Source organism: Flavitalea antarctica (assembly GCF_054461535.1).
On sequence record NZ_JBTLQG010000010.1, the window covers coordinates 155,995 to 179,623 of the forward strand.

Below are 23,629 nucleotides of genomic sequence, written 5' to 3' on the forward strand. Positions count from 1 at the left end.
TGAGGATGGAAAAGCAATATCCTGCCGAAGCTATGAGTTCTCCCGGCAGACGGACACGAAAATACCTGAGATACTCTCGAACTGTGAGTAATTGAGTGGTTTGGTCACAAATGCTGCAGCGCCTATCAGCATGCTCCGGTCAATATCACGTTGGGTTGAAGAGGTAGTAAACATCACCACTGGAATAGCATTGAACTTCTCACTGGCCTTCAGAACCTGTAACGTTTCCACTCCGCTCCATACCGGCATATTTATGTCCAGGATTATGCAGCAGGGAAATTCTTCATCCGGACCCAGTTGCTCCAGGAATAGTAACACTTCCCTTCCATTGAAACAGGTCCTTAGTCCGTAACCCGGCAGGTTGTCGTTGATGATATCAAGAAACAGTGCCTGATCGTCCGGGTCGTCGTCGGCATATAAAAAATATCCCCTGGAATCCGTATTCATACATTCTCTTTAACTAAAGAAAAGAGTATTGGTTCAACAATGAACAGCGCAAATGCTACATTGAAAAAACTTAGGTGTTTTCCCTTATCGGTAATCCAGTATTTCATTAGCCCGAAACAGCCATCACAGCAGGTAGAATCCCGATCGACCCGGTGAAATACCCGGAACAAACGAATTATTTAAGACAGGTCCCGATGAGCGCTTTCCAGGGCCTGCAGATATGTATTTGTTTCCTGGGCCCCTGACACTACATACTTTTTATCAAATACAAAAAACGGTATACTGCGCACGCCGAGCTGCTGGGCTTCCCTGATATCTGCACGAACAGCATCACCATATTGCCCTGATTGCAGCACGCCGGTAAGTTCTTCTGCTTCCAGGCCGATCCGGGTTCCCAATTCCACCAGCGTTGGATAGTCGTCAATGTCCCTCCCATCAGTAAAATACGATTGGAACAAAAGTTCTTCGGCTTCACTTTGCCTGCCCTTTGATTTTGCAAAATGGGAAAAGCGATGGGCGTTGAATGAATTTGCGACAACAACCTTATCAAAATTATAAACCAGGCCCACCCGGGCCGCTAACTGAGCCAGCTGGTTGTTCAGGTCAGTAGCCTGTTCGAGGCTCATGTTTTTATAAGCAGCCAGGAATTGGTGAATATTTTTTGAGTGATCAGTTTTTAAGTCAGGTGAAAGTTGAAAACTTTTCCAGATCAGGGCAATCTCATCTTTGGCCGGAAACTGCAGCAATGCCTGTTCAAATTTCCTTTTACCGATATAGCAGAAAGGACACATGACATCACTCCAGATCTCAATTTTCATATCGCAAAGATAAGTAGCCTGTTTATGAATTTTGGGCGATGAGTTATGAGGGTTTCAGTATAAATTACGATGTTGCTTTTCTTCATTTCAAAAATAAATTATCAGACTACATGCACCGTTCCCCTGGCGAACCAAAACACAACATATGCGTTTCGCTTTTTGTTACCCTGCTGATGCTGCATGCGACAACCGTTATTGGACAGTCCGCAACAATACCGGTTAAGGGCCCGGTACCGGACGTTTCGGATTCTGTAAACCTGGAATATGAGAGACTGGTAAAAAAGTTTGGGGAAAACAAGATAATGCCCGCTGGTCTCGAAAAACAAATCATCTATGCCTTGTCATTTTTTCCTGAGCTGGCCGGCACAAAAATCAAATTCAGGCTTAAAAAAAGCAAAGGCGGAATAATTGCAACCCAGCCGACTATAGGAAGCCTGTTCAGAAAAAGCAGTAAACGAACGTACCTGGTCATCATCAATGACTCAATTGCCGGGAGAAGGCTTCCCTTGTTTGGGCGGGGCGATGTGAACGGCCAGGTAGGTATACTCGGCCATGAGTTATGCCATATTGTTTATTTCAATAACCGAACGGGGTCTCAACTGCTGGGACTTGGCATTGCGCATGTTTCAAAAGACTATATGGACAGGTTTGAACACAATACAGATAGCATGACTATAGAACGTGGATTGGGATACCAGTTAATCGCATGGAACTATTACCTGCATACAAGCTTCCGCGCAATGCGCGAAACCAGTCCTGCCAGCGATATGAAATTTGTTCCCGGCAAAAGATATATGAGCATTGAAGAAATTGAAAGACAAATGGCCAGGAACCGAACGGGCAACCTTTGAAAACGTTATGTCCGTAAACCTTATCTTGTTCTTATGAATCCTGAAATTTTAAATTCCTGGCGCAGCCGGTTTATAACATGGCTGGAGATCAACTGGCTACATTCAGACAGTGCGCATGATATATACCATCTTCACAGGGTGTGGCGAAATTGCCAGAAAATAAGTTCCGGAGAACGCCGTCATGTTGATCCATTGATTCTGCTTACCAGTACTTATTTCCACGACCTGGTCACGTTGCCCAAAAATCATCCGGAGAGAGTAAGTGCCTCACTGTTGAGTGCTGAAAAGACAGTTAACGTAATTCATAACTCATTTAAAGATTTTCCACAGGATAAACTGGATGCGATATATCATGCTATCCATGCCCATAGCTTTTCTGCCAATATCGAAACGCGGACCATTGAAGCTGAGATCTTACAGGATGCTGACAGGCTGGAAGCCCTGGGTGCCATCGGTATTGCGAGATTGTTTTATACCGCCGGAAAAATGAACGGCCTGCTTTACGATCCTGTTGATCCTTTGGGAACACATCGCAGCCTCGATGACAAAAACTTTGCGCTCGATCATATAGAAGTTAAGCTCCTGCAGCTGCCGGGAACTATGAAAACGGCAACCGGCAGGTTGATGGCAGCATCAGAGGCTGAATATATCCGCCGCTTCAGATCCAAACTAATCGCTGAGGTTTCCGGTGATAAATAAACAAGTGAATTCTGTATAATCGTCGCCGGATTTATGATTATTTAATGCTAATTTGTTTGAAAGCTGCCATATGGGAGATATTCAGATCAAGAAGTCTTCAAAACAATACGATGCCGTCATTGTAGGGTCAGGCGCCGGGGGCGGTATGGCTGCATACGTGCTCGCAAGCGCAGGGGTAAAAGTGCTGATGCTTGAAGCCGGCCCATACTTCGATCCGGCCATCCATTCTTCCCAACTAAAATTTCCATACGAATCCCCGAGACGCGGTGCATCAACAAAAGAACGCGCCAATGGGGACTATGATGCTGCTTATGGCGGCTGGGATATTGACGGAGAGCCTTATACAAAAAAGGACAATACGGAATTTGACTGGTTCCGGTCACGAATGCTCGGTGGGCGCACAAACCATTGGGGCCGCATCTCGCTAAGATTCGGACCGAAGGATTTTCAGCCTGATGACGGGATCAGTGAAAGATGGCCCATAACTTATGAGGAGGTTAAACCTTATTATGACCAGGTAGATCGTCTGCTCGGCATTTATGGCACCGTCGAAGGCCTCGAAAACGAACCGGATGGCATTTTTATGACTCCACCGAAGCCCAGGCTACCTGAACTTTTTATCATGAAAGGGGCAAAACGCGCGGGTGTTAAAGTGATTCCCGGACGTGGTTCGGTTCTTACCCAACCGCTTGCCGGCAATAAAGACCGGGGCGTATGTTTCAATTGTGGTCAATGCGGACGTGCCTGTAAGGTATATGCAGATTTTTCCGCTTCATCATGCCTGGTGATTCCGGCTTTGAAAACAGGGAACCTCGAACTGATTTCAAACGCCATGGTGCGTGAAGTGATCACTGATAAAAATGGGCTGGCAACCGGGGTGTCTTATGTAGACAGAAATGATCTGCAGGAACACCAGGTTAATGCAAAAGTTGTAATCCTCGGTGCCAGTTCCTGTGAGTCTGCCAGGATCATGCTTAATTCCAGGTCAACCGTCTACCCGAACGGGGTTGGGAACAGCAGCGGTCTTGTCGGCCGTTACCTGCAGGATTCAACAGGCGCATCTCAATCGGGGTTCCTGCCCCAGCTACTGGATCGCAAACGCATTAATGAGGATGCTACCGGTTGTATCAACATCTATGCACCATGGCTGGCGGATAATAAGAAACTGGATTTCCCAAGGGGCTATCATATTGAATTCGGAGGTGGTATGGGAATGCCTGGTTATGGTTTTGGTTCCTTTGTTCCAAGAATCAATGGAAAAATTCCAGGAAAAGATGGCCAGGCAAAAAAAGCCGGTGGTTTCGGTGCCGCACTGAAGGATGATTATCGACGGTTTTACGGAACAACATTTGGCATGTCCGGCCGCGGGGTCGGAATGGCAAGATTTGACAACTACTGCGAGATTGATCCCAACATCGTTGACAAATTTGGCATTCCCGTGTTACGTTTTCATTATAAGTGGAACAACGATGAGATCAACCAGGCAAAACACATGCAACAAACGTTTGACAGCATCATTCATGAGATGGGTGCAATGCCTCTGACCAAACATGGACCGGAAGACATGTGGGGCCTCGCAAAACCAGGAAGAATCATTCATGAGGTTGGCACAACAAGAATGGGCAATGATGCAAAAAAATCTGTGCTGAACAAATGGTGCCAGGCGCACGATTGTAAAAACCTCTTCGTTGTTGATGGCGGTCCTACTGTACAACAATCTGACAAAAATGCAACATGGACGATACTGGCTCTTTCGATGCGAACCTCGGAATATATACTTCAACAACGCAAGATGCAGAACATCTGATCAAACATTAAATTGTTCCTTATGAACAGGCGTGAATCAATAAAAGCGATAGGCATCGGAACCCTGGCAACAGGTGTTCTCCTGGAAGCCTGTAAGCCGGAAGCAAAGGATGAGAAGCCGGTGGTCAAAGCAAGACCAGACAGGTTACCTGCAGAAATTGACAGGGAAAAAATGCTGATGGCTGATAAGTTCTTTAGTCCTCATGAAATGGCCACTGTTACGGTACTGGCCGATATCATCATACCGAAAGATGAACATTCCGGCAGCGCATCCGATGCCGGGGTTCCGGACTTTATAGAATTTATTGTAAAAGATAAGCCTGAAAACCAGGTGCCCCTACGTGGAGGTTTGCGCTGGCTCGATCTCCAATGCTTCAAGCGGTATAACAATGCTTTTGTAGACTGTAACCCAAAGCAACAATTAGAGATCGTGGAAGAGATTGCGTACCCGGGGACTACCGCACCACATATGCAGCCAGGTGAAGCTTTTTTCAGCCGGTTAAGGGACCTGACCGCAACCGGATTTTTTACAAGCAAGACAGGCATAGAGGATCTTGGTTATCTTGGTAACCGGCCCAATAAATGGGAAGGTGTTCCAGCCGATGTGCTCAGGCAATACGGACTTGAAGATGTCACATTCTGACCAGTAAATCTCATGTCGTCTTGTCCGCAACTTTACTCACCTGTTCCCCCAGGATACCAAGTAACCTGCTTTTATCGATCGTTCCGGAATGGCGCCAGAGTACCTTGCCTCCCTTAAAAATCATAAAGGTCGGGACACTGGTGATCTGGTAATCCCTTGCAGTCTGGGTCTGCTTGTCGATATCAACCTTAACCACCCTGAACTGATCGCTGACCAATTTTGCAACGTCCTTGATAATCGGCTCCATGCCTTTGCAGGGACCGCACCAGTCTGCATAGAAATCAACAAGTACCGGCTTTTCGGATTTTACAAGCTCTGCAAATGTTTCCATGATTGTTATTTAAGAATTAAAGTATAGTACACAAATCTTATACCCTTGATACGACCGCTTTTGACACTTCAATCGAAGCATTTTCCCGCTGAAGTGCGTTTCTGGTACCAGGGATTTTTGTTCTGGCACCCCGGCCCTGGGGCATCCGCTCTTTCCAGGATAAAGGGTTAACTTTAGTAACGATATTTTACAACCGACCTGGCCTCTTAGTGAAGAGGAAAGTTCGTCTTTTATGGGCGGTATGCAAAACCTTATCAATAAATATTGTGAGCGTTGATGTTATCAGTGGGCAAAACCTTATCAACAAAAATTGTAAGCGTAGATGTTATCATTGAGAAAATCGTTACTGATAGTGTTTACATTAGCGTCATTCCATGTTTGCGCGCAGGATGTACAACTTGTGAAGCTCGACGATATTGATAGAAGAGTAAGTGCCGGCAAGGACACAGTTTATGTCATTAACTTTTGGGCTACGTGGTGTGTTCCATGCCTTGATGAGCTTCCATATTTTGAAAAGTTATCCAGTCAGTATAAACGGAAGAACCTTAAAGTTCTACTGGTAAGCATGGATTTCCGTTCAAAACTTGAAAGTACCGTTGTGCCCTTTGTCCGCAAAAGAGCCCTGAAAAATGAGGTATTTTTGTTCGACGAAACAAACCAGCAGGATTATATTGAACGTGTGGATGAGGCGTGGTCCGGGGCTCTGCCTGCTACGATAATTATCTATAAAAGTAAGCGCAGGTTTTTTGAAAAAGAATTTACCTATGAGGAATTGGAAGCTGAATATCAAAAAATTCAAGAGTTATGAAATATTTTCTTTTAGCATTACTAACGGTGAGTTGCATGGTTGCAACATCACAGATCAACACAATTACTCCCGGAACACCCGCTCCCGCGATCAGTTTGCCGGACGTTACCGGGAAGACGGTTTCTTTTGCAGATTATCCGGAAGCTAAAGGCTTTATCGTGGCATTCACCTGCAACACCTGCCCAGTGGCACAGGCGTATGAGCAGCGTATAGCAGACCTCAATAAAAAATATGCTCCACTCGGCTACCCGGTGATTGCAATCAATCCTAATGATCCTGAGGTGGCTAAAGGTGATAATTTCGAGGCAATGAAGGAACGGGCAAAAAACAGGAATTATTCTTTCCCTTACCTGTATGATAAGGGCCAGGTAACGACCAATGCTTACGGTGCAAGAGTCACCCCGCATATTTTTCTTGTTGAGAAGAAAAACAATGTACACACGGTAGTATATACCGGTGCCATCGATAACGATCCCGAGCAGACTAACAGCAGCCGGACCAACTACCTGGACCAGGCGATACAGGCCATATCGACAGGTAAGACACCTGCAACAGCTTCTACAAAAGCACTCGGTTGCAGCGTGAAACGGAAAAGAGCTTAGCTAACCCTTCGGGAATTGGGCAAACATTTATCAAAAATTCCGGCAATACCATTCATGATTAAAGGACATAGAAGCTGAACTTTTGTATGCCCTTATGAATTTTTATGTAAGCCTTCGGAGTCTGGCTCTGCGTTTTGGTGAAAGTGATGCCTTTGACAACGAAGGTCTTACTGGTAGTAAGATCTGTAAAACCTACCAGTGATAAATCAAATGATCCGTTGTTGGTTATTGATTTAAATTCAGCTACAAGGTAATAATCGGTGTTTTCGAGCAGTTGGTCGGCGCGAACGGAATAATTAACGTATGGCTGGTTTTCTGCAAACGGCTCAGGGGCTACTTCCAGGTTGTTGCCTTTATAAAGCTTCAGGGCGATCTGTGCGTCCGCCTGCACATAATTCAACGTGAACCTTATACCTTCCTGCTCAATTATTTCATTCGCAAGCAATGGTTTAGTTGTCTCGTTCTGCAGCTGTTCTTCACGGGCATTAAGCTGCGTCTTTTTTTTGCATGAGGTCAATACGATTCCCATCGCCATTACCAGCGTAAGTTTTCCAATCCAGTTCATAAGTTGTGGTTTTTTAACTACCCATTAGAGAGCGTTCACGGCATCAAAGTACAATGCGATTATGTAAAATGCAAGTGGTTGCAGGAAACGAGAATAATTATTTTTGTTAAAAGAGATTTTGCCACAATAAATTCAGCGGTTCACGTTAGCAACATCCTATAACAGTTTTGAATAACCGAAAATAATAATGTATTTCCACGTCTCCCGGCTGGTTTACACTTTCTTTACCGCGGCTTGAAGGCTGTAAGGTGTACAGTTTCCCGAATCGGGAAAAGCGGGTAAATAAGTCAATAGCTGCAAATTAAAACCCGTTATTAATCCCTAACTTAAAACTGAATTATCGACTTCCGGACTATCAATAAACCAACGACCATTATGAGAAGACAGTATATCGCTTGCATTCTTGCGCTATCGTTTATTTGTAGGGGCACTTCAGCGCAGGACATCTATAATAACAAAAGAACCAAATGGCTGGAAATAGCAGCAGCATCACAGCCAACATTGGTTGCGACTGAAAAACGTGCAATCGGAATAGTAACCATTACCAAGGATGACAAGTCGTTCCAGGGGTTCAAAGTAAGCAGCAGGAGTAACGTCGACAGCTTTTATGTAAAGTCAATGAAAAGTCAGTCAGGAATTATCCTTGACTTCGGCGAACACCTGACCGGATTTGTTACATTCAAAATTGAAGATCTCAGAGCTGTTGCGGATGCAGCGCTTCGCTTGAAATTTACCTTCGCCGAAGTTCCGGCGGAAGCCGTGTTACCATTCGATCCGTATAAGGGTGGACTTAGCCGGGCATGGCTGCAGGATGAGATCGTCACAATATCCGAAGTACCTTCAACAATTACGATTCCCCGGCGCGTGGCCTTCCGGTATGTAAAAATAGAAGTGTTGGGAAGCTCAACTTATTCCGATTTTAAAATCGCAGATCTCAGTCTCAGGGCTACAACTTCAGCCCGGCAGCAACCTCCTCCCCTGGCTGCCGGCACTTCAGAATTAATTAAAAAGATTGACCAGGCCGGGCTCAGGACGTTGAAAGAATGCATGCAGACAGTGTATGAAGACGGACCCAAGCGCGACAGGAGACTTTGGATCGGCGACCTTTACCTGGAATCTTTGGCTAACAGGTATTCTTACAAAAACGACAGCCTTACCAAACATTGTCTTTACCTGCTCGCGGGGTTAAGCTATGAGAATGGTGTGGCCCCATCCAATGTGTTTGAACGACCCCTGCCGCATGCGCAAAATAATCCCTTGTTTGATTATGCCCTCATCTATAATACTGTACTAAAAGAATATCTCGTTGAAACCGGCGACAAAGCGACGGCCAATGATCTTTGGGAAGTAGCAAAGGTCCAGATCCAGATTCCAAAAAAATATATCCGTGATGATGGTATGGTTGATTATGAACTTGCGGGAAAAGAATGGTGGGTGTTTTTCGACTGGAAGGATGGATTGGATAAGCAGGCCGCATTACAGGGCTGTGTGATATGGGCATTCAAAAACACATATGAACTGGCGCGCATGCTTGGGAAGGAAAAGGAAGTAGCAGAATTACCCGCCTTAGCTGAGAAACTGACCAAAGCAGCACGTAAAAACTTATATGACACAAAGCAGGGACTCTTTGTGAGTGGTAAGAACAAACAGATTTCATATGCATCACAGGCCTGGATGGTTCTCAGCGGAGTCACTACAAAATCAGAAGGGGCACGCGCGTTCAAAACCCTGCTTCAGAAAACAGATGTCGTGTATCCCGGCGGACCTTATTTATACCACTATGTGGTGGAAGCGATGATAATGTCCGGACTGAACGCTGAAGCGAAAGATATTGTCACTACGTATTGGGGAGGCATGATCGATAAAGGTGCTGATACCTTTTGGGAAGTTTATGATCCAAAAAATGACTTCACTTCCCCTTATAACTCCTTCCTGGTAAACAGTTATTGCCATGCCTGGAGTTGTACACCGGTATATTTCATAAGAAAATATCCGGAGATTTTTCAGACAAGTGCTCAATAATGCTGATGGGGATCAGGCATTGAGTGATCTGTAGTCAGGAGTATTAACAAAAATGAGTGATGAGCAAGTTATCACCGAACCGGTAGGTTTAACACGCGACCGGAACCTATAACTCACTCAGCACTCATGGGCTTAATTCAGCCAGTTTATTGACTTCAACTCATCAACCTTATCTTTTTGTGTTCACTTAATCAGCTTACCTGTTTGATGTGAGGAATTGATGTCACTTTTATCAGGCCGGCACCTTCCTTGGTTTTTCTCTTTCCCAGAAACGATGCTGTTTAATCGCTTCAATAAATTGTTTGCTCAGTTTGGTTGCATCGCTTCCAACGATGATACCTTCCTGCAAGATGGTTTCATCATCATTTCTCTCTGGTAATTTTCTTCCAAAATAAGTAGCCTGTAATACCTGCAATGCATCAGCATCCGCCGCTATAGCTTTGCAATGTTTAAAAGCTTCGTTCAGGAAATGTACGGCATCGGCGTCCGCCTCAAGTGTAGCGACACTATTTGTACCACCTGGAACATACACTGCATCATAGAACACAGAAGCACTTGTTAGCAGGCTCTTGGACACGGGTATCGGTGTATCTGAATTTATACCTGCAATAAAGCCATAACGCGGGGCGATGATATCCACCAATCCTCCTTCAGCCTTGATCGCTTCCTGAACAGTTTTAAGGCTGTTTTCATTTACACCATCGCAGGCAAGGATAGCTACCTTCCGGGTTTTGATAGAATCTTTTACGGTCTCCGCCATACTTAATGCCTTGCTTCTCGCCAGCGAGCCTTCTTTTACCACTGACCGGTATTCTTCCGGATCAGCATCTGCAGGAACGGTTTGATTTAATGGTATTGACAGTGATTTTGGAACATGCATGCCAATATTATAGGCCACTTCAGCAGCCAGGCTCTCATCAATCTGTGACAGCAGGAACAACACGCGCTCACGGATAAACAAAGTCTCTACCTTGCCAAGTTCAAATGATAATGCGTCGATGATATGATTTTTTTCAGGATCACTCTGGCTGTTAAAAAACAACTTTGCCTGGCTGAAATGATCGAAAAAACTTTGGCTCCTGTTGCGGATCTTTCGCGCATCGATACGCTCGGGATAACTCGTAAATCCACCCTCACTTTTCTTCGCCTGCATAGGTGAATTGCCGGCCATGCCGTTTGGACTATGTGCTGTTTTTCCCTTGTTTATCGTTTGCCGCATATATCCATCGCGTTGATTGTTGTTGATGGGAGCTATCGGGCGGTTGATGGGGATTTCGTGAAAGTTAGGACCTCCAAGCCTTATTAACTGGGTATCTGTGTAGGAGAACAACCGGCCTTGCAACAGCGGATCATTGGTGAAGTCAATACCCGGCACTACATGCCCGATATGGAAAGCTACCTGTTCAGTCTCCGCGAAGAAATTATCGGGGTTACGATTGAGAGTCATTGTTCCTACAGGAATAACAGGCACTAATTCTTCAGGGATGATCTTCGTTGGATCAAGGAGATCAAATTCAAACTTATGTTCATCCTCTTCCGGAACTATTTGAAGCCCCAGCTGCCATTGAGGAAAATCACCATTTTCTATCGCTTCCCAAAGATCACGTCGATGAAAATCCGGGTCCTTTCCTGATATGTTCTGGGCTTCATCCCAGGCTACAGCATGAACACCAAGTACCGGCTTCCAATGAAACTTCACAAAAACAGATTTATCTTCTTCATTTATCAAGCGGAAGGTATGCACGCCAAATCCCTCCATCATTCGATAGCTTCTCGGAATAGCACGGTCGCTCATCACCCACATGATCATATGAGCGGACTCGGGAGTCTGCCCGATGAAGTCCCAGAAGGTATCGTGTGCAGAAGCCGCCTGTGGTATCTCGTTATGCGGTTCCGGTTTTACCGCATGAACAAGGTCAGGAAACTTAATAGCGTCCTGGATAAAAAACACCGGCATGTTATTGCCTACGAGATCAAAGTTTCCTTCTTCGGTATAAAATTTAACTGCGAACCCTCTTACGTCACGGGCAAGATCAGTAGAACCCCTCGAGCCTGCTACCGTTGAAAACCTCACGAACACCGGCGTTTCAGCACTGGTATCCGTTAAAAATTTTGCTTTTGTATAACGGCTCAGATCCTCATTTACCTTGAATACGCCGTGAGCAGCTGATCCACGTGCATGCACCACACGCTCAGGGATGCGTTCATGATCGAAGTGAGTGATTTTCTCCCGGAGGATAAAATCTTCCAAAAGGCTTGGGCCACGCTCACCGGCTTTGAGCGAGTTCTGGTCATCGTTTACCCGTACGCCCTGGTTGGTAGTCAGAAACTCGCCAAAGGAATTCGCTGTGTGGGGTTTCAGACTTTCAGTCTTTTTATTTTCAATGTTTTCGTCTCCTTTAAAGTCTTTCATGTCTGAATTTTAATTATAGGCTTGTATTATGGTTAATACGTTACTGACAGATCAAACTCAGGGACCTGGGTAACGCATATTATTAATCCGATGTTGTTAAGCTACTCCTGCAAGATCAGCCTCACTGATCTCCGACAGTTTAGCGTCTGAATTTTCTTCTTCCGCCAGCGTTTCAGACAAGATACCTGCAACGTCAGCAAGACCGAGTTTGTTGGCCAGCTTTATCATGCCGGTATAAGAAGCTATTTCGTAATGTTCTACTTTCTGAGAGGCCATCACAATTCCCAGGTTTCGCGCGGGCGTACCGCTGTCAGTAGTTTCAATGATGCCTTCACCTTCCATTGTTAAACCTTCCATAGCATCGCATTTTTTTGCCTGGGGAGATTTTCCAAGTAATTCGAAAACCTGTTCCAGCCTTTGAACATGGGTTTTTGTTTCATCCAGGTGATTCAGGATGGCATCCTGTAATGCAGCCGAAGAAGCGGCTTTTGCCATCTTTGGAAGCGCCTTGACAAGATGATTTTCTGCCCAGTAAAGATCTTTGATGTTATCAGTGAACAGTTTTCGTAAACCATCTGCGGCATCCAGCGGAAGCTCATCCACATCAGTATTTTCAGAAGGCTGATATTTCGAAGCGTTGTCTCTTGCAGGCTGTAAGGAGTCCTGCTCTGCTGTTGCAAATGATGCATTTACTTTTGTGGGATCGGAAGTAGTCGATTTCGACGTACTTTTTTTTATACTTGACTTTGCCATAATGAGTTGAGAATTTTAGTGAATGTTATATTCTCTTCAAATTCTGTGCTCTATCTGTATAAGGCTCAGGGAGGTGTTTGGGGGACAAAATTTCCCCGTTTTCTGGGGCCAGTCTGATTTAAGATCTATTTTTACGTACGTGCCATTCCGGATGAACCGTGGCTTGCTGAACAATAAATATCTTTGTCTCAACGCTAATCTTTGAAAAGTAATCATGGTTTATGAGCGCAGTAATCAATACCAACGCCGGGCGTTTTGATCACGCCGGGGTTCATTTGCCCGTCAAAAATCTGACTGAAACCCTGAATTATTATACCACCGTTCTCGGATTCTATGACGAATGGAGAGAAGGCGACACTGATGGTGGCTTAAGAAGGGATAGTCTCCGTTTACTGTTTGTGGAAGATCCCGAACATCTGCAAAAGATCAATGATACCGGCCACTCCCTAAATCTTATGTGGTTCGTAGAAAATATCAAAGACATCTATGGGGAATACCAGGCGAAGAATATCCATATTGACAAGGAATTGCAATACTATTCATATGGGTTGATGGAGTTTTCATTCAAAGATATCAATGGTTACCTGGTCAGGATCGCTGAGACGGGTGAACCGGATCAATAAACATTCTCAGGCCACACTGCCATGTATGGGGCCCGGGCAATGTCAAGACTGCCCGTTTACAGCCCTTTTTTGGAGATTGTTTCCTGTTTTGGGAATGGTTTCGCATTTAATGTTTGATTAATATGTTGACGGCCACGTCATTAATTTCCGGTGTCAAAGTTGAAATTATGTTGGTCTGAATCATTATTATGAAAACAAATCTACCCGAAACCCGAAAATTTGTCTTCTCACTTATCGTGATGTTAATTGCCGGCTTCTTTTCAACGGGGCTAAAAGCACAGTGTAGCGCTCCGACCCTCAAGTTTCATAGTCCGGTTCTTATTACAGGTACCAATGGACAGGTTGGTGCCGTCTACCTCTTTGCCGAAGTAATACCAGGAGTGGATGCGCATATTGAAATTGCAGGCATATATGGAGGAGCCACATTATATAATATTGACGATAGCGCAGGTATTGGCTATTATGATGCATTTCAACCTTATGTTGGTGCAGCACCAAATGACACTTCTTACCTGGATTGGAAGATCACGTTCAAGATAGGTGGCACCAACACTGATACAGCGCTCGCATGCCTTGCAGTCACAGGTGTGGATGTAGATGGCGACGGAGCACATCTGCAGGAATTTATAGAAGCTGCAACGCCGGGAAGTATAGCTGTTGACCCGGCAACCATTCTAAATATTTCTTTTGACGGAATAAGAAGCAAGGCGATATCAACGGTGTATAATATACCGCTTATTGATTCCGCACACCATGAGGCGATGTTCCAGATGAACTTCGTTAACATTTCTACATTGCTATACCGCAACGGCGCGGTTTCAACCTGGGGTGCAGAACAGATACGTCAGACCTGCATTTACTTCAAACCATTTTTCGATCAGTCGACGTTCATGGTGCTACCTGCAAAAATCCTTTCATTCACAGCTAATGCGGTAAACGGATACAATGAAGTGCGCTGGAGCGCGACAAACGAAAATCATCTTCAACAATATATCGTTCAGAGAAGTACAGATGGACAGAAATGGGCCGACCTGCAGTCGGTGAAACCTGGTGAATCTGCCAATACGAACCACTATCTGGTGAAGGACAATTCCGGGAACGGGGGTGATGTAGTTTATCGTCTGAAAGAAATTACTATAAAGGGATCCGCTGAATATTCCCGGATAATACACGTAAGCGCAACGCAGACTACAAAGCAACGCTTTATTCACAGCACATTTATCAACAGTGATATGCAACTGCAAATTTATGCCAGCAACAATGAGACTTACCTGGTTCAATACTTCAATGCTATGGGCGCAGGAATTCAACAGGAACGTTTTGCTGTAAATAAGGGCTTCAATAGCCGGTCAATCAAATTCGCCTCTTCATTATTGCCCGGTAATTACATCATGGTTGTAAGCAATCAGAAAGGGGAGAGAATATATTCAACCAAATTAATTAAGTAACTGTATGAAGAAGTTTATCAACGGCTGCATAACCGGTCGGATAACTGATATTCTTCAATGAGGCACCTGCTTTGAGCAGAGCGGCGACTGAGTCAGGAGATCGTCTTTCGGTCCAATATGAATGAGTGCAGGCCCGGATAGCAAGAGCGAGAGGTGTTAAACCATTGTTATCGGGCTGGTCAGTATGAGCCCCATGCTCAATCAATAGCTCTACCATATATGGCCGACCCAGCCAGGCAGCCACATGGATTGCCTGGCTGCTTTTTGGAATGCCGAAATAAGCATCTCCCTGCATGTAAGGTGCATTAATATCAATGCCAATTTGCAGTAATTGTTTGACTCCAGGCGCATTACCATTCAACGTAAATCTTGCCAGTAATTCACCACCAAGACTTTTCAGCTCATCCAGGTATTCAGGGGACTGATTGATAATCGATTTAACTGCATCGGAATTTCCTTCAGCACAAGCACTGATGAGTTTATCTACACCTGTGAGTTCGAAAGAAATTTCATAATCGCGGAACAAAGCCAATACATCGCCTCGTCCTTCTCTTGCTGCATGAATAACGGCATTTTGACCGTCCCTGGTAATTCCCGCATCTGCACCATGTTTTAGCAACAGTTCAATTGCCTCCAGTGAATTACTTCTGGACAAAGCATGATGCAGCGCATATGTGTCTTTACCCCAGGGAACATTTGGATCGGCTCTATGTTGCAGCAGATATTCTATCCCTGCTGTATCGTGCCAGTCATGTTTTCGTATGAGCATCAACGAGAGGCTTTGTGGCTTAAGCTTACCGGTTTCTACAAGCGCCCTGAGAACTTCCGGGTCATTGGTTTCGGGAGCATGATACGTTACTTCACCATCATTTGGATCGGCGCCATATTTCAGGAGCAGCGAGGTAAGCCTGGCATTGTGTGCAATTCCTGCTGCTCCATATAACGCTGTCTGGAACTCTGGAAATTCGCCAATTGTCCAAAAGCCTGCATTAGGGTCCGCACCGGCTTCAAGTAAAACAGATGCTGCCAGGATAAAATCTTCATTGTGTTGCTTCTGAAAACGAAGAAATTTCGACATGCAGAGATAAACCAATGCGGTACCTCCGTACGGTTCACCTGTAATCTTTGCATTACCCGGGTCTTCTTCAATAAATCGCTGAACAGCGGCGACGTTGCCGGTTACTGCCGCGGTAAATATATCAGCAGTAGCTAAGCCAGGCTCAATGGTAAGCAATCTCTCCGCTTCATCGGGATCACCATGCCAGGTAGCAGCTTTTATGAATAGTTGAGTATTGATATCACGTGGTTGAAGGGTGATAATGGAAAGTAAAAGTGATCGATGATAATGGAAATTAAAAGTTTGGCCGGATGCGACTGCGCTGGACACACAAAGTATTGATAAAATAAAAACAGGACAGACTTAATCTCTCCTCATGGAAAGATCAAATCTATCCTTTGGTCCTGAAGGACCGAATAAAATCAGAAGTATGGCAACTTATTCCTGACGAAAATCCATTTTGAAATACAAAGTAAGATGCAAGCCAGGAACCGGTTTTGCCTTTTCTAAAAGTCGGTGCTGATCTTGGCCACCGGTCGGTCAACGTCCCGGTTATAATCATCTGATCCTCCGTAAGAGTCGCCTGACTGCATGCCAGCTGCATTCATTTGATCCTTGGCTTCACCTACCAGGTCGTTCAATGCATCAGTTATTTTTTGTCTTGTTCTCGATCCCTTGTCCGGAGCCATAAGCACACCTATTGCGATTCCGGCGAGTACACCTGTAAGAAACTTTGCCATAAATTTATTTTTAGAGTTAAAGTTGATCTATAACAATAAATATTATGCTCGGGCAAAAGAGTGTTATTTGGCAATGAAGCGGATGCCAAATGTGGAAATTTTAGTTTGCATGGGGAAGGAATGATACACAACGGGACCAATCTGGTTTTTTCGGTTTAGCCGTTATTAACCCGGCTATTTACTTCTTTCGGGTAAGCTTTATCTCCATAGTCTTGTATTCCTTACCCGTTTTTGAATCAGGGCCGTACAATTCCATAAGACCGTTGTTGTCATCGATCATGGTGTACACCTCTCTCATGTCACATTCAAGACCGTTGGCCGGGTTTGTCATCTTGCCGGTATAGGTAATTTTCCTGGTAGCTTCATCCATGTCTCCTTCCAATTTCAGGATACCGGTTCCCATATTGTCGATCCAGGTAGTAAAGTATTTCTTTTTACTATTGTCATAACCTCCGATAGACATTCCCTGGAATGGCATACCCATCATATCCCCTTTAAACGTTGAAAGCTGGTAACGCCCGTCCAGGATCATTTTGCTTTCCATGGTAGACTTGCTTTTCATCGGTGGAGCACCATTTGCCATCCAGCTTGTGCTCTCACCTACCCAGTTTCCCGATGTTTTGGCAATTGTTTTGTGGGCTTCACCCGGGGTAGCATATTCCATCCAGGCTTTCATTTCAGTTGCGGAATCAACCGGTATCCAGGCGGCCTCGGTTTTGGATTTAGCAGTGCCCGCACTATCTGATGGTGCCGCACCTATAGGATCAGCTGCTTTCTCATCCTGACAACTGACACCTATTAAAGAGGCCATTACAATGAAGAGTGCTAACTTTTTCATATAGAAATTTTCTTCAAATGTAGAATTTTTCCTTAATCCGGCGGCCTGCGGTTTCTATGTAATGAAATATGTTTCCCTCAAATTCAAAAAGCATCATTTGCTGGCGGTAGCGTTTGATTTGGTGTTTATAGCGCGACCAATTCCGAACTGGTCAGCAATCTTTATCGCTTTGCCGTTTTTTATCTGAATCTCGAGCATCTTTTCACTTGACACATTATTGTAAAATTCATCCTGCAAGGTGTACAGGATTTTCCTGGTCTTTACGTCGATCACTTCCCCGCTGGAAGGATAGGCATATTTTCCATCAAGACTAAAGGTTACCCAGCCTGGCATGTCCTGTAAAGGAATCGTAGTCAGTTGCTGGTATGGAGGGATCGCGCTGAACACATGTAACCTCATATTAAATCCATCACAAACCCAGAGTTCTTTCTCATCCGGCGTCAACCCGATCCCATGACTTGGATTGCCATGTCTTCTTACCGGTCCCATGTTCCATCCTTCTACAACGATCCTTGCCAGCTTCTTACCGGTCTTCAGATCACCAACTTCAAAACCAAGCAAGCTGTCTACCGTAACGAATACCAGTGATTCTGCGCTATTAATCGTGAAAGGACGGATACCGTTTCCAAACGGCCCGACTTTCTTTACAACCTTATGAGTTTTATTGTCTGCAACGTGCAACAGGGGTGAAGCAATATCAGCCAGGTATACCTGTGATCCCGATGGCCCGTACAAAGTATTGTGGGCACGACGCACCACTTCGATCCTGGGTGCAATGATCTCCCCTGTTTCGCAGTCAACGACGTTCCAGAAAGTTTTTTCAAGTGAAGGGAGATACATGATCTTACCGCCAGGTGAGATGGACATCCTGTCTGTACCACCCTCATAGCTTTTTTCCCAGATGATCTTTTCAGTATTGAGATCAATACGTTGCAGCTTATCGAGGGTGCTGATAAAAATGCTGTTGAGGCTTAAACTGACGGCAATTCCCTTAACATTAGAAGGGATTCCATCTTTGTCCAGCCCCTGGGTTCTGATCCGTTTAACAAAACGATGATTGTTAAGGATGTCAAATACAAGGAGGCCATGGCCACCATATCCAAGATAGTTCCTGATACCCGGCACGGCCACATACAGATAGCGGTTAACTGAACTATTTGATTTCGTCGCTTTCATTGCCTGGGACTGTGCACGTCCCTCACCGGGGATATAAACGATGCAGAATATGAAAACGATGATCCGGAGAACAATCATTTTTGAAGTATCTGGTAATTTCATGGTCTGTCGTTTTATTATGGTAATCTGTTTTATTATGGTAATCTTTCTGACTGAGGTATATGTATAGCCATCAACGATGTTGTATTCCAACCTTTGGCCGGTGAGGGCCGCATCCCGTTCCAGGTGATATACAGAATACTGCCATCAGGACTGATTGCACTGCTAAAGGTTCCATCAGGCGTATACTGATATTTTTGTTTGTAAAAACTGCTGAGAAACGCAATGACCTTTCGCTTTTTAGTTTTGAGATCGTATTGTACAACCGGTGTTCCATCTATCTCTGCTCCACCATGAGCACCGGGTATATAATAAACATATCTTTCAGTAACGGGATCAAGATCTACAGAGGTAACATAGCTGTGAACCGCAACCATAGCAGGCCCTATAGTTGTTAGCTTTTCTTTACGGGTATCAAAGGCCCATAAATCATTATTGTCCTGCGTGAATCCGTATACAATCCCGGATTTGGTCTCCTCGGTACAGGCACGAACTACGGGAACTTCCTGTACTCTTGTTATGTTATTTGTTTTGGGATCATATTTATAACCCCGAAGGTCCTGCCCTTTTGTTGGCTGTTTTTCAGCTGCTAACGGTTTCCAATATACGCATCCCGAGCCTGCAGCGAAAATAGCGTAGCGGTCAAATCCATGAGGCGCTTTCTTCAGCATTTTTTTATTTTTCACGTCATAGGCAATAAACCACACTTCTTTATTTTCTGCGTCATTGCCAGGGTTGGTGCCACCATAAAATATCATGCGCCGGGGATCGAGAACAGACGCCGGTATAGTGTGTTTTGGCATAGGGTAAGAAACGACGATCTCTTTTTTCCCGCTCACCGGATCAACCCTGTAAATATGATCCCCCTTGTAACCGCGTGCATCCGTTGTGTTATCATTAGTCGATCCCCTGTGGGTGGAGAAATATACCCAGCCGTCTGAACCCCGGTCTACCCGGCCATGTACCTTACCCGGGATATAATCCATACCTGCCGGCAACCGACCGGACTCCTCTAAAAACTTCCTAACGTTCATCAACAAACGTACTTTCTTCGTTTTTGAATCGTATTCATAGATTTGCCCTTCTCCGCGAGGTGCATCATGATCACCTATACTTGTATAATATTTGGAGCCATAGGTTGATCCATCGCCCCAGACGGACCATAACTTGGCGGGAAAGGTCTGGCCGGGTAAATACAGAAAATCGATCTCGGGGGCAGTTTTGGCGATGGTGACTCCTTCGGAAAGTTTCACATTTCCCGGCTTTGCTAAAAATTGCGCCGAGTTGTCTGTTACTACCGTTTTCCCACCTGGCAGAGCCGGTGGCCATGTAAGCGAATACCGAGTGTCTTTTTTACTGACCAGGTATTGCTGTTCCGCCGATTTCTTTTGTTGTGGTTTTGCATCTCCGGCTTGTTGAGCATAAACGATCCCTACAGGAAAGGAAGAAACGACTAATATTAATAGCTTTATTTTTTTCATGCGCTGTTGTGATTGTATAAATTCTATCAATTTCCAGGCAGATTAAACTTACGATTATTAATTTTATTAAATCGTTACCCGTGATTAAATCATAAACGGAGACATTAGTATTTCATATCTTGAACAAAGATATCTTGTTTCTGTGTTGAAGGCCTTTGCTAGAATTAACCGGCATTTATTTCTATAAACATCTAAAGTGGCGACACAATTATGGCATCATCTTCTTCGATCAGTGTTGGCCTTGTTTCACCACTGATCATCATATTCAGCACCCTGCTCACATCAGCGTGCGCCCAGACGGGCAACAATCCATTCGTATTCAGGGATGCAACAACCAGTGCCGGAATATTGCCTGGAGCAGTAGGAATATACGGTCACGGTGCAGCCTGGGGCGATGCAGATGGTGATGGATGGATCGATCTGTATATCGGGACATTTGACAAGGATGGTAAGCGCAACATGCTGTTCCGGAACAAAAACGGAAGGTTCAGCAAGGATCAACAAACATCATTAAATCTGTCAAGCAGAACAACGGGAATCGTATTCGCAGATCTTGACAATGATGGCGACCTTGATATCTATATCGGGAGTATGCCACAGGAAGACAAAAAAGTACAGGGCAACTCTTTATTCGAAAACACGGGACAAGGAGTGTTCAGGAATATATCGGCAGATAATGCGGCCTGCCCGAAATCATTTGGTGGCCGGAGTGTTACCATACTTGACTATAACGGGGATGGACTACCAGACATACTGGCCGGCGAGGACCCGCTGAAAGGATATAATGGCTCCCCTACCCGAAGTTCAAGACTATTCAAAAACAAGGGGAAACTAAAATTTGAAGATGTGACAGCTTCTGCAGGGTTGCCTGCAGGAATCCCCGGGTACGGCGTTGCTTCCGCTGACCTGAACAATGATAGCTGGCCCGACCTCTTTATTGCTTCAAATGATGGTGGCAACCTGCTTTTTTTAAATGATAAAAAAGGTCGCTTTCGTGAATCAGCTGCAACGAATAAATTATTTCAATGGCCGGGATCAGGCGGTGACAATATGGTATGTGGGGTGAGCCTGGGGGATGTAAACAGGGATGGATTCACTGACATTGTTCTTGGACCCCATTTCGAAGAACCATGGGCGAGTCCCCAACCGCTCAGGCTATTTATTAACAGGCTGAAGGACGGCAACCCTTCATTTGAAGAAGTCACTAAGTCTGCCGGCCTGAATCCTATTCCTTTAAAAGCACCTCATGTGGAGATCCAGGATTTTGACAATGATGGGCTACCGGATATATACACAAGCGTTGTGAAATTCAAAGGAGGGAGGGTTTATCCTCTCATATTCAGGCAAACGAGCCAGGTAAACGGAGTGCCCAGGTTCGCAGAGGAAACAATGGCGGTAAATGATTTCCCTACTGCGGAGGATAAAGGTCTGAAGGGTCAAACCGGGGTATTTTTTGCAAAAGTTTTGAAAGAAAGAAAGATCATATACTCGGCGGCCGGGCCGACAGGGGATTATGATAATGATGGCAGGCTCGACATGTTTCTTCCAAGCTGGTGGCCCGAACTACCTTCTATGCTCCTGCACAACGAAACAAAAGGCGGTAACTGGTTGAAAATCCAGGTAAAAGGTACCAGGAAGGTAAACCGTATGGGGATCGGATCGAAGATCAGGATATACCAGGCAGGTAAATTGGGCCAGGCTGGTGCGCTGCTGGCATGCCAGGATATAAGTGTTGGTTATGGTTATGCTTCCGGGCAGACTGCTTTGGCTCATGTTGGTCTCGGTAAAATAAGTTCTGTTGACATAGAAGTCACTCTTCCTAATGATGCCGGAAAGCTGGTTCAGAAAAATGTGAAAGCAAATCAAAAAATAGTCGTGCAGGAAAGCCAGTATTAGCTGGCAGTGCCCTTGCGGTGCGGAACTTAACCAGCTCGCCAGGGATCGCCTTTATCGTTGTGCGCGCACTGAACGGTCAGCTAAGATTTTGGTGAAGTTTTCGCCCAGGCGATGATTGGTTCTATCCAGACCCTGCGCCCCTTGTAAAAAAATCCATGACTAAGACCGGTGTTGAGTTCGATCTCTTTAAAACTTTTGATGCTCTTTCTTTTTGAGAAGATCATGTTGCATGTTTTATGCGTATCGGTTTTTTCTATAATGGAAAGAAAGTTTCCATACAGTTCCATTGCACTATAATCTTTGTGCGTGTCCGGCCAACATCCACCCATCATTACAAAATTCAAATCGTGATTTTTTAATTTTGAAGCAACTCTCAGCACGATATCCCATCCCGAGGAGGCGCCGAGCAAGATAATATTGTCGGTCGGAACTTGTTTCCTTAACAAGCTATCAACCTGGTGCGCAACTTTGTCGACATAAAACTCATTATCAAGGCCTTTTTTGCGAATCTCGCTGATAACGTGATAACCCTCGTTTTTTAAAGAATCTAAGATATTGGCATATTCGTAGGGCCCCCATTCCGGCGCGCTACTGTTGATTGCATTGTTACCCAATTCGGTAACTACACCTCCGTGGAGGTAAAAAAGATAGCGCTGAGAGTCATTAATATTTAGAGGAAGTGAGCTGGCAACTGTTTGACCCGTTCCACTGAAAATAGCCAGGAGGAAAACGGTAACCATCATGAGATTCATGGTCAGTCCATTTAATTTATCGTCGAATACCGGTGCATTCGGGAGTCTATTCACGCCCCTTGAGCAATGTTGATTCATGTTTTAAGGCCAGCTTCGCCATGGCAAGTTCATTGCGATCGGAATTAACAGGTTCTGAAATACTCAACAACTTTCTGAAGTAATCATCTCGTTTAGCAGGCTGGCCAGCCAATTCCGCTGCATGCCCGGCCGAATACAGGCCATTAAAGCGGTTTGGATGTTCAACCAGGCTTGCTTCGTAAGCTACCAGGGCTTTAGCTGGCTGATTAAGTTCCATCAACAGGTCACCTAACATTTCCCTTGCCGGTAATACCTCGCCTGGGGTTACGGAATGTTTCTGTGTTCTGTCTTCCATGTCCGCAGCTTCGGTCATCAGTGTTAATGCCTCCTCCTTATTACCCGTTTTTAAGGCAATCCAGGCTTCTGCTGATTTCATCTGTATCTGAACCTGGTTTGCTTTATAACCATCTTTTTGTTCCAGCAATTTGTCGTGCAATGTGCTCAGAATTTTTAATTCCGACTTAGCCGCATCCGGATTTGAAGTATGCGCAAAACCCAGTGCCCGGGTAAAATGGTAAATTGATTTTTGCCATGGATACTTTTCCCACTCAAGGGTGGAAGGATGCAATGTAAGAGTGGTTGCTTCTTTCCATAACCTGTTCTCCAGTATATAACGGGAAGGGACAGCTGCAAATGCATATGCCACCTTAAAATTCACCGGTGATACCTTATAAATCGATCCC

23 protein-coding genes are annotated in these 23,629 nt (G+C 44.9%); 10 read left to right on the forward strand and 13 right to left on the reverse strand.

What is annotated here, in order from left to right; all coding sequences use genetic code 11:
• Positions 1 to 30: 30 nt before the first annotated feature.
• Entirely contained in the window at positions 31 to 447 is a 417-nt protein-coding gene (locus ACX0G7_RS12255) for a response regulator (protein ID WP_458923765.1), read from the reverse strand.
• Positions 448 to 626: 179 nt separating this feature from the next.
• The gene (locus ACX0G7_RS12260; RefSeq protein WP_458923766.1) at positions 627 to 1,265 is read right to left on the reverse strand and encodes a DsbA family oxidoreductase; all 639 of its coding nucleotides are present in this window, start codon (positions 1,263 to 1,265) and stop codon (positions 627 to 629) included.
• A gap of 110 nt (positions 1,266 to 1,375) precedes the next feature.
• Between ACX0G7_RS12260 and ACX0G7_RS12265 the strand changes: the two genes are divergently transcribed.
• From ACX0G7_RS12265 to ACX0G7_RS12280, 4 genes are all read left to right on the forward strand, one after another.
• Complete coding sequence (locus ACX0G7_RS12265; protein ID WP_458923767.1) at positions 1,376 to 2,116, forward strand: hypothetical protein; 741 nt, start codon at positions 1,376 to 1,378, stop codon at positions 2,114 to 2,116.
• 33 nt (positions 2,117 to 2,149) lie between these two features.
• The gene (locus tag ACX0G7_RS12270; RefSeq protein WP_458923768.1) at positions 2,150 to 2,815 is read left to right on the forward strand and encodes a phosphohydrolase; all 666 of its coding nucleotides are present in this window, start codon (positions 2,150 to 2,152) and stop codon (positions 2,813 to 2,815) included.
• A gap of 70 nt (positions 2,816 to 2,885) precedes the next feature.
• Entirely contained in the window at positions 2,886 to 4,622 is a 1,737-nt protein-coding gene (locus tag ACX0G7_RS12275) for a GMC oxidoreductase (protein ID WP_458923769.1), read from the forward strand.
• A gap of 21 nt (positions 4,623 to 4,643) precedes the next feature.
• Positions 4,644 to 5,264, forward strand: coding sequence for a gluconate 2-dehydrogenase subunit 3 family protein (locus ACX0G7_RS12280; protein ID WP_458923770.1), 621 nt, complete (start codon positions 4,644 to 4,646; stop codon positions 5,262 to 5,264).
• A 10-nt stretch (positions 5,265 to 5,274) separates the two neighbouring features.
• Here ACX0G7_RS12280 and trxA read toward each other — a convergent pair whose 3' ends face one another.
• The gene (gene trxA / locus ACX0G7_RS12285; protein WP_458923771.1) at positions 5,275 to 5,595 is read right to left on the reverse strand and encodes a thioredoxin; all 321 of its coding nucleotides are present in this window, start codon (positions 5,593 to 5,595) and stop codon (positions 5,275 to 5,277) included.
• 322 nt (positions 5,596 to 5,917) lie between these two features.
• Between trxA and ACX0G7_RS12290 the strand changes: the two genes are divergently transcribed.
• Together ACX0G7_RS12290 and ACX0G7_RS12295 are read left to right on the forward strand one after the other, a co-directional pair.
• Positions 5,918 to 6,403: a TlpA disulfide reductase family protein gene (locus tag ACX0G7_RS12290; RefSeq protein ID WP_458923772.1), complete on the forward strand. Its 486-nt coding sequence runs from the start codon at positions 5,918 to 5,920 to the stop codon at positions 6,401 to 6,403.
• Positions 6,400 to 7,005 carry a thioredoxin family protein gene (locus tag ACX0G7_RS12295; protein ID WP_458923773.1) on the forward strand — a complete coding sequence of 202 codons (606 nt, stop codon included), beginning with the start codon at positions 6,400 to 6,402 and terminating at the stop codon, positions 7,003 to 7,005. Before ACX0G7_RS12290 ends, ACX0G7_RS12295 begins: the two co-directional genes overlap by 4 nt.
• A gap of 58 nt (positions 7,006 to 7,063) precedes the next feature.
• On the opposite strand, the gene ACX0G7_RS12300 is transcribed toward ACX0G7_RS12295, so the two are convergent.
• Complete coding sequence (locus ACX0G7_RS12300) at positions 7,064 to 7,570, reverse strand: hypothetical protein (protein ID WP_458923774.1); 507 nt, start codon at positions 7,568 to 7,570, stop codon at positions 7,064 to 7,066.
• A 375-nt stretch (positions 7,571 to 7,945) separates the two neighbouring features.
• On the opposite strand from ACX0G7_RS12300, the gene ACX0G7_RS12305 reads away from it, so the two are divergent.
• Entirely contained in the window at positions 7,946 to 9,592 is a 1,647-nt protein-coding gene (locus ACX0G7_RS12305; RefSeq protein ID WP_458923775.1) for an alpha-L-rhamnosidase-related protein, read from the forward strand.
• A gap of 232 nt (positions 9,593 to 9,824) precedes the next feature.
• On the opposite strand, the gene ACX0G7_RS12310 is transcribed toward ACX0G7_RS12305, so the two are convergent.
• Both ACX0G7_RS12310 and ACX0G7_RS12315 read right to left on the reverse strand, forming a co-directional pair.
• Positions 9,825 to 12,005: a catalase gene (locus ACX0G7_RS12310; RefSeq protein ID WP_458923776.1), complete on the reverse strand. Its 2,181-nt coding sequence runs from the start codon at positions 12,003 to 12,005 to the stop codon at positions 9,825 to 9,827.
• Between the two features lie 96 nt (positions 12,006 to 12,101).
• Positions 12,102 to 12,758 (reverse strand): YciE/YciF ferroxidase family protein, encoded by a 657-nt coding sequence (locus tag ACX0G7_RS12315; RefSeq protein WP_458923777.1) that lies wholly within the window; start codon positions 12,756 to 12,758, stop codon positions 12,102 to 12,104.
• Positions 12,759 to 12,979: 221 nt separating this feature from the next.
• Here ACX0G7_RS12315 and ACX0G7_RS12320 point away from each other — a divergent pair, with 221 nt between their 5' ends.
• Together ACX0G7_RS12320 and ACX0G7_RS12325 are read left to right on the forward strand one after the other, a co-directional pair.
• A complete protein-coding gene (locus tag ACX0G7_RS12320; protein WP_458923778.1) occupies positions 12,980 to 13,381 on the forward strand; it encodes a VOC family protein in 402 nt (133 codons plus the stop codon).
• A gap of 188 nt (positions 13,382 to 13,569) precedes the next feature.
• Positions 13,570 to 14,829: a hypothetical protein gene (locus ACX0G7_RS12325; protein ID WP_458923779.1), complete on the forward strand. Its 1,260-nt coding sequence runs from the start codon at positions 13,570 to 13,572 to the stop codon at positions 14,827 to 14,829.
• Here ACX0G7_RS12325 and ACX0G7_RS12330 read toward each other — a convergent pair.
• From ACX0G7_RS12330 to ACX0G7_RS12350, 5 genes are all read right to left on the reverse strand, one after another.
• Positions 14,822 to 16,216 (reverse strand): ankyrin repeat domain-containing protein, encoded by a 1,395-nt coding sequence (locus ACX0G7_RS12330; RefSeq protein ID WP_458923780.1) that lies wholly within the window; start codon positions 16,214 to 16,216, stop codon positions 14,822 to 14,824. The genes ACX0G7_RS12325 and ACX0G7_RS12330 overlap by 8 nt on opposite strands.
• 176 nt (positions 16,217 to 16,392) lie before the next feature.
• Positions 16,393 to 16,626, reverse strand: coding sequence for a YtxH domain-containing protein (locus tag ACX0G7_RS12335; RefSeq protein ID WP_458923781.1), 234 nt, complete (start codon positions 16,624 to 16,626; stop codon positions 16,393 to 16,395).
• Between the two features lie 178 nt (positions 16,627 to 16,804).
• A complete protein-coding gene (locus ACX0G7_RS12340) occupies positions 16,805 to 17,464 on the reverse strand; it encodes a DUF1579 domain-containing protein (RefSeq protein ID WP_458923782.1) in 660 nt (219 codons plus the stop codon).
• Positions 17,465 to 17,557: 93 nt separating this feature from the next.
• A complete protein-coding gene (locus tag ACX0G7_RS12345) occupies positions 17,558 to 18,742 on the reverse strand; it encodes a YncE family protein (protein WP_458923783.1) in 1,185 nt (394 codons plus the stop codon).
• 32 nt (positions 18,743 to 18,774) lie between these two features.
• Positions 18,775 to 20,220, reverse strand: a complete 1,446-nt coding sequence (locus ACX0G7_RS12350) for a hypothetical protein (RefSeq protein ID WP_458923784.1) — start codon at positions 20,218 to 20,220, stop codon at positions 18,775 to 18,777.
• 210 nt (positions 20,221 to 20,430) lie between these two features.
• Here ACX0G7_RS12350 and ACX0G7_RS12355 point away from each other — a divergent pair, with 210 nt between their 5' ends.
• The gene (locus tag ACX0G7_RS12355) at positions 20,431 to 22,116 is read left to right on the forward strand and encodes a CRTAC1 family protein (RefSeq protein ID WP_458923785.1); all 1,686 of its coding nucleotides are present in this window, start codon (positions 20,431 to 20,433) and stop codon (positions 22,114 to 22,116) included.
• Between the two features lie 80 nt (positions 22,117 to 22,196).
• Here ACX0G7_RS12355 and ACX0G7_RS12360 read toward each other — a convergent pair whose 3' ends face one another.
• Both ACX0G7_RS12360 and ACX0G7_RS12365 read right to left on the reverse strand, forming a co-directional pair.
• On the reverse strand, positions 22,197 to 22,922 hold the full coding sequence (locus tag ACX0G7_RS12360) for a hypothetical protein (protein WP_458923786.1): 726 nt from the start codon (positions 22,920 to 22,922) through the stop codon (positions 22,197 to 22,199).
• Positions 22,915 to 23,629: tetratricopeptide repeat protein (locus ACX0G7_RS12365; protein WP_458923787.1), on the reverse strand; the 715-nt coding region annotated here is incomplete at its 5' end. The genes ACX0G7_RS12365 and ACX0G7_RS12360, both read right to left, overlap by 8 nt.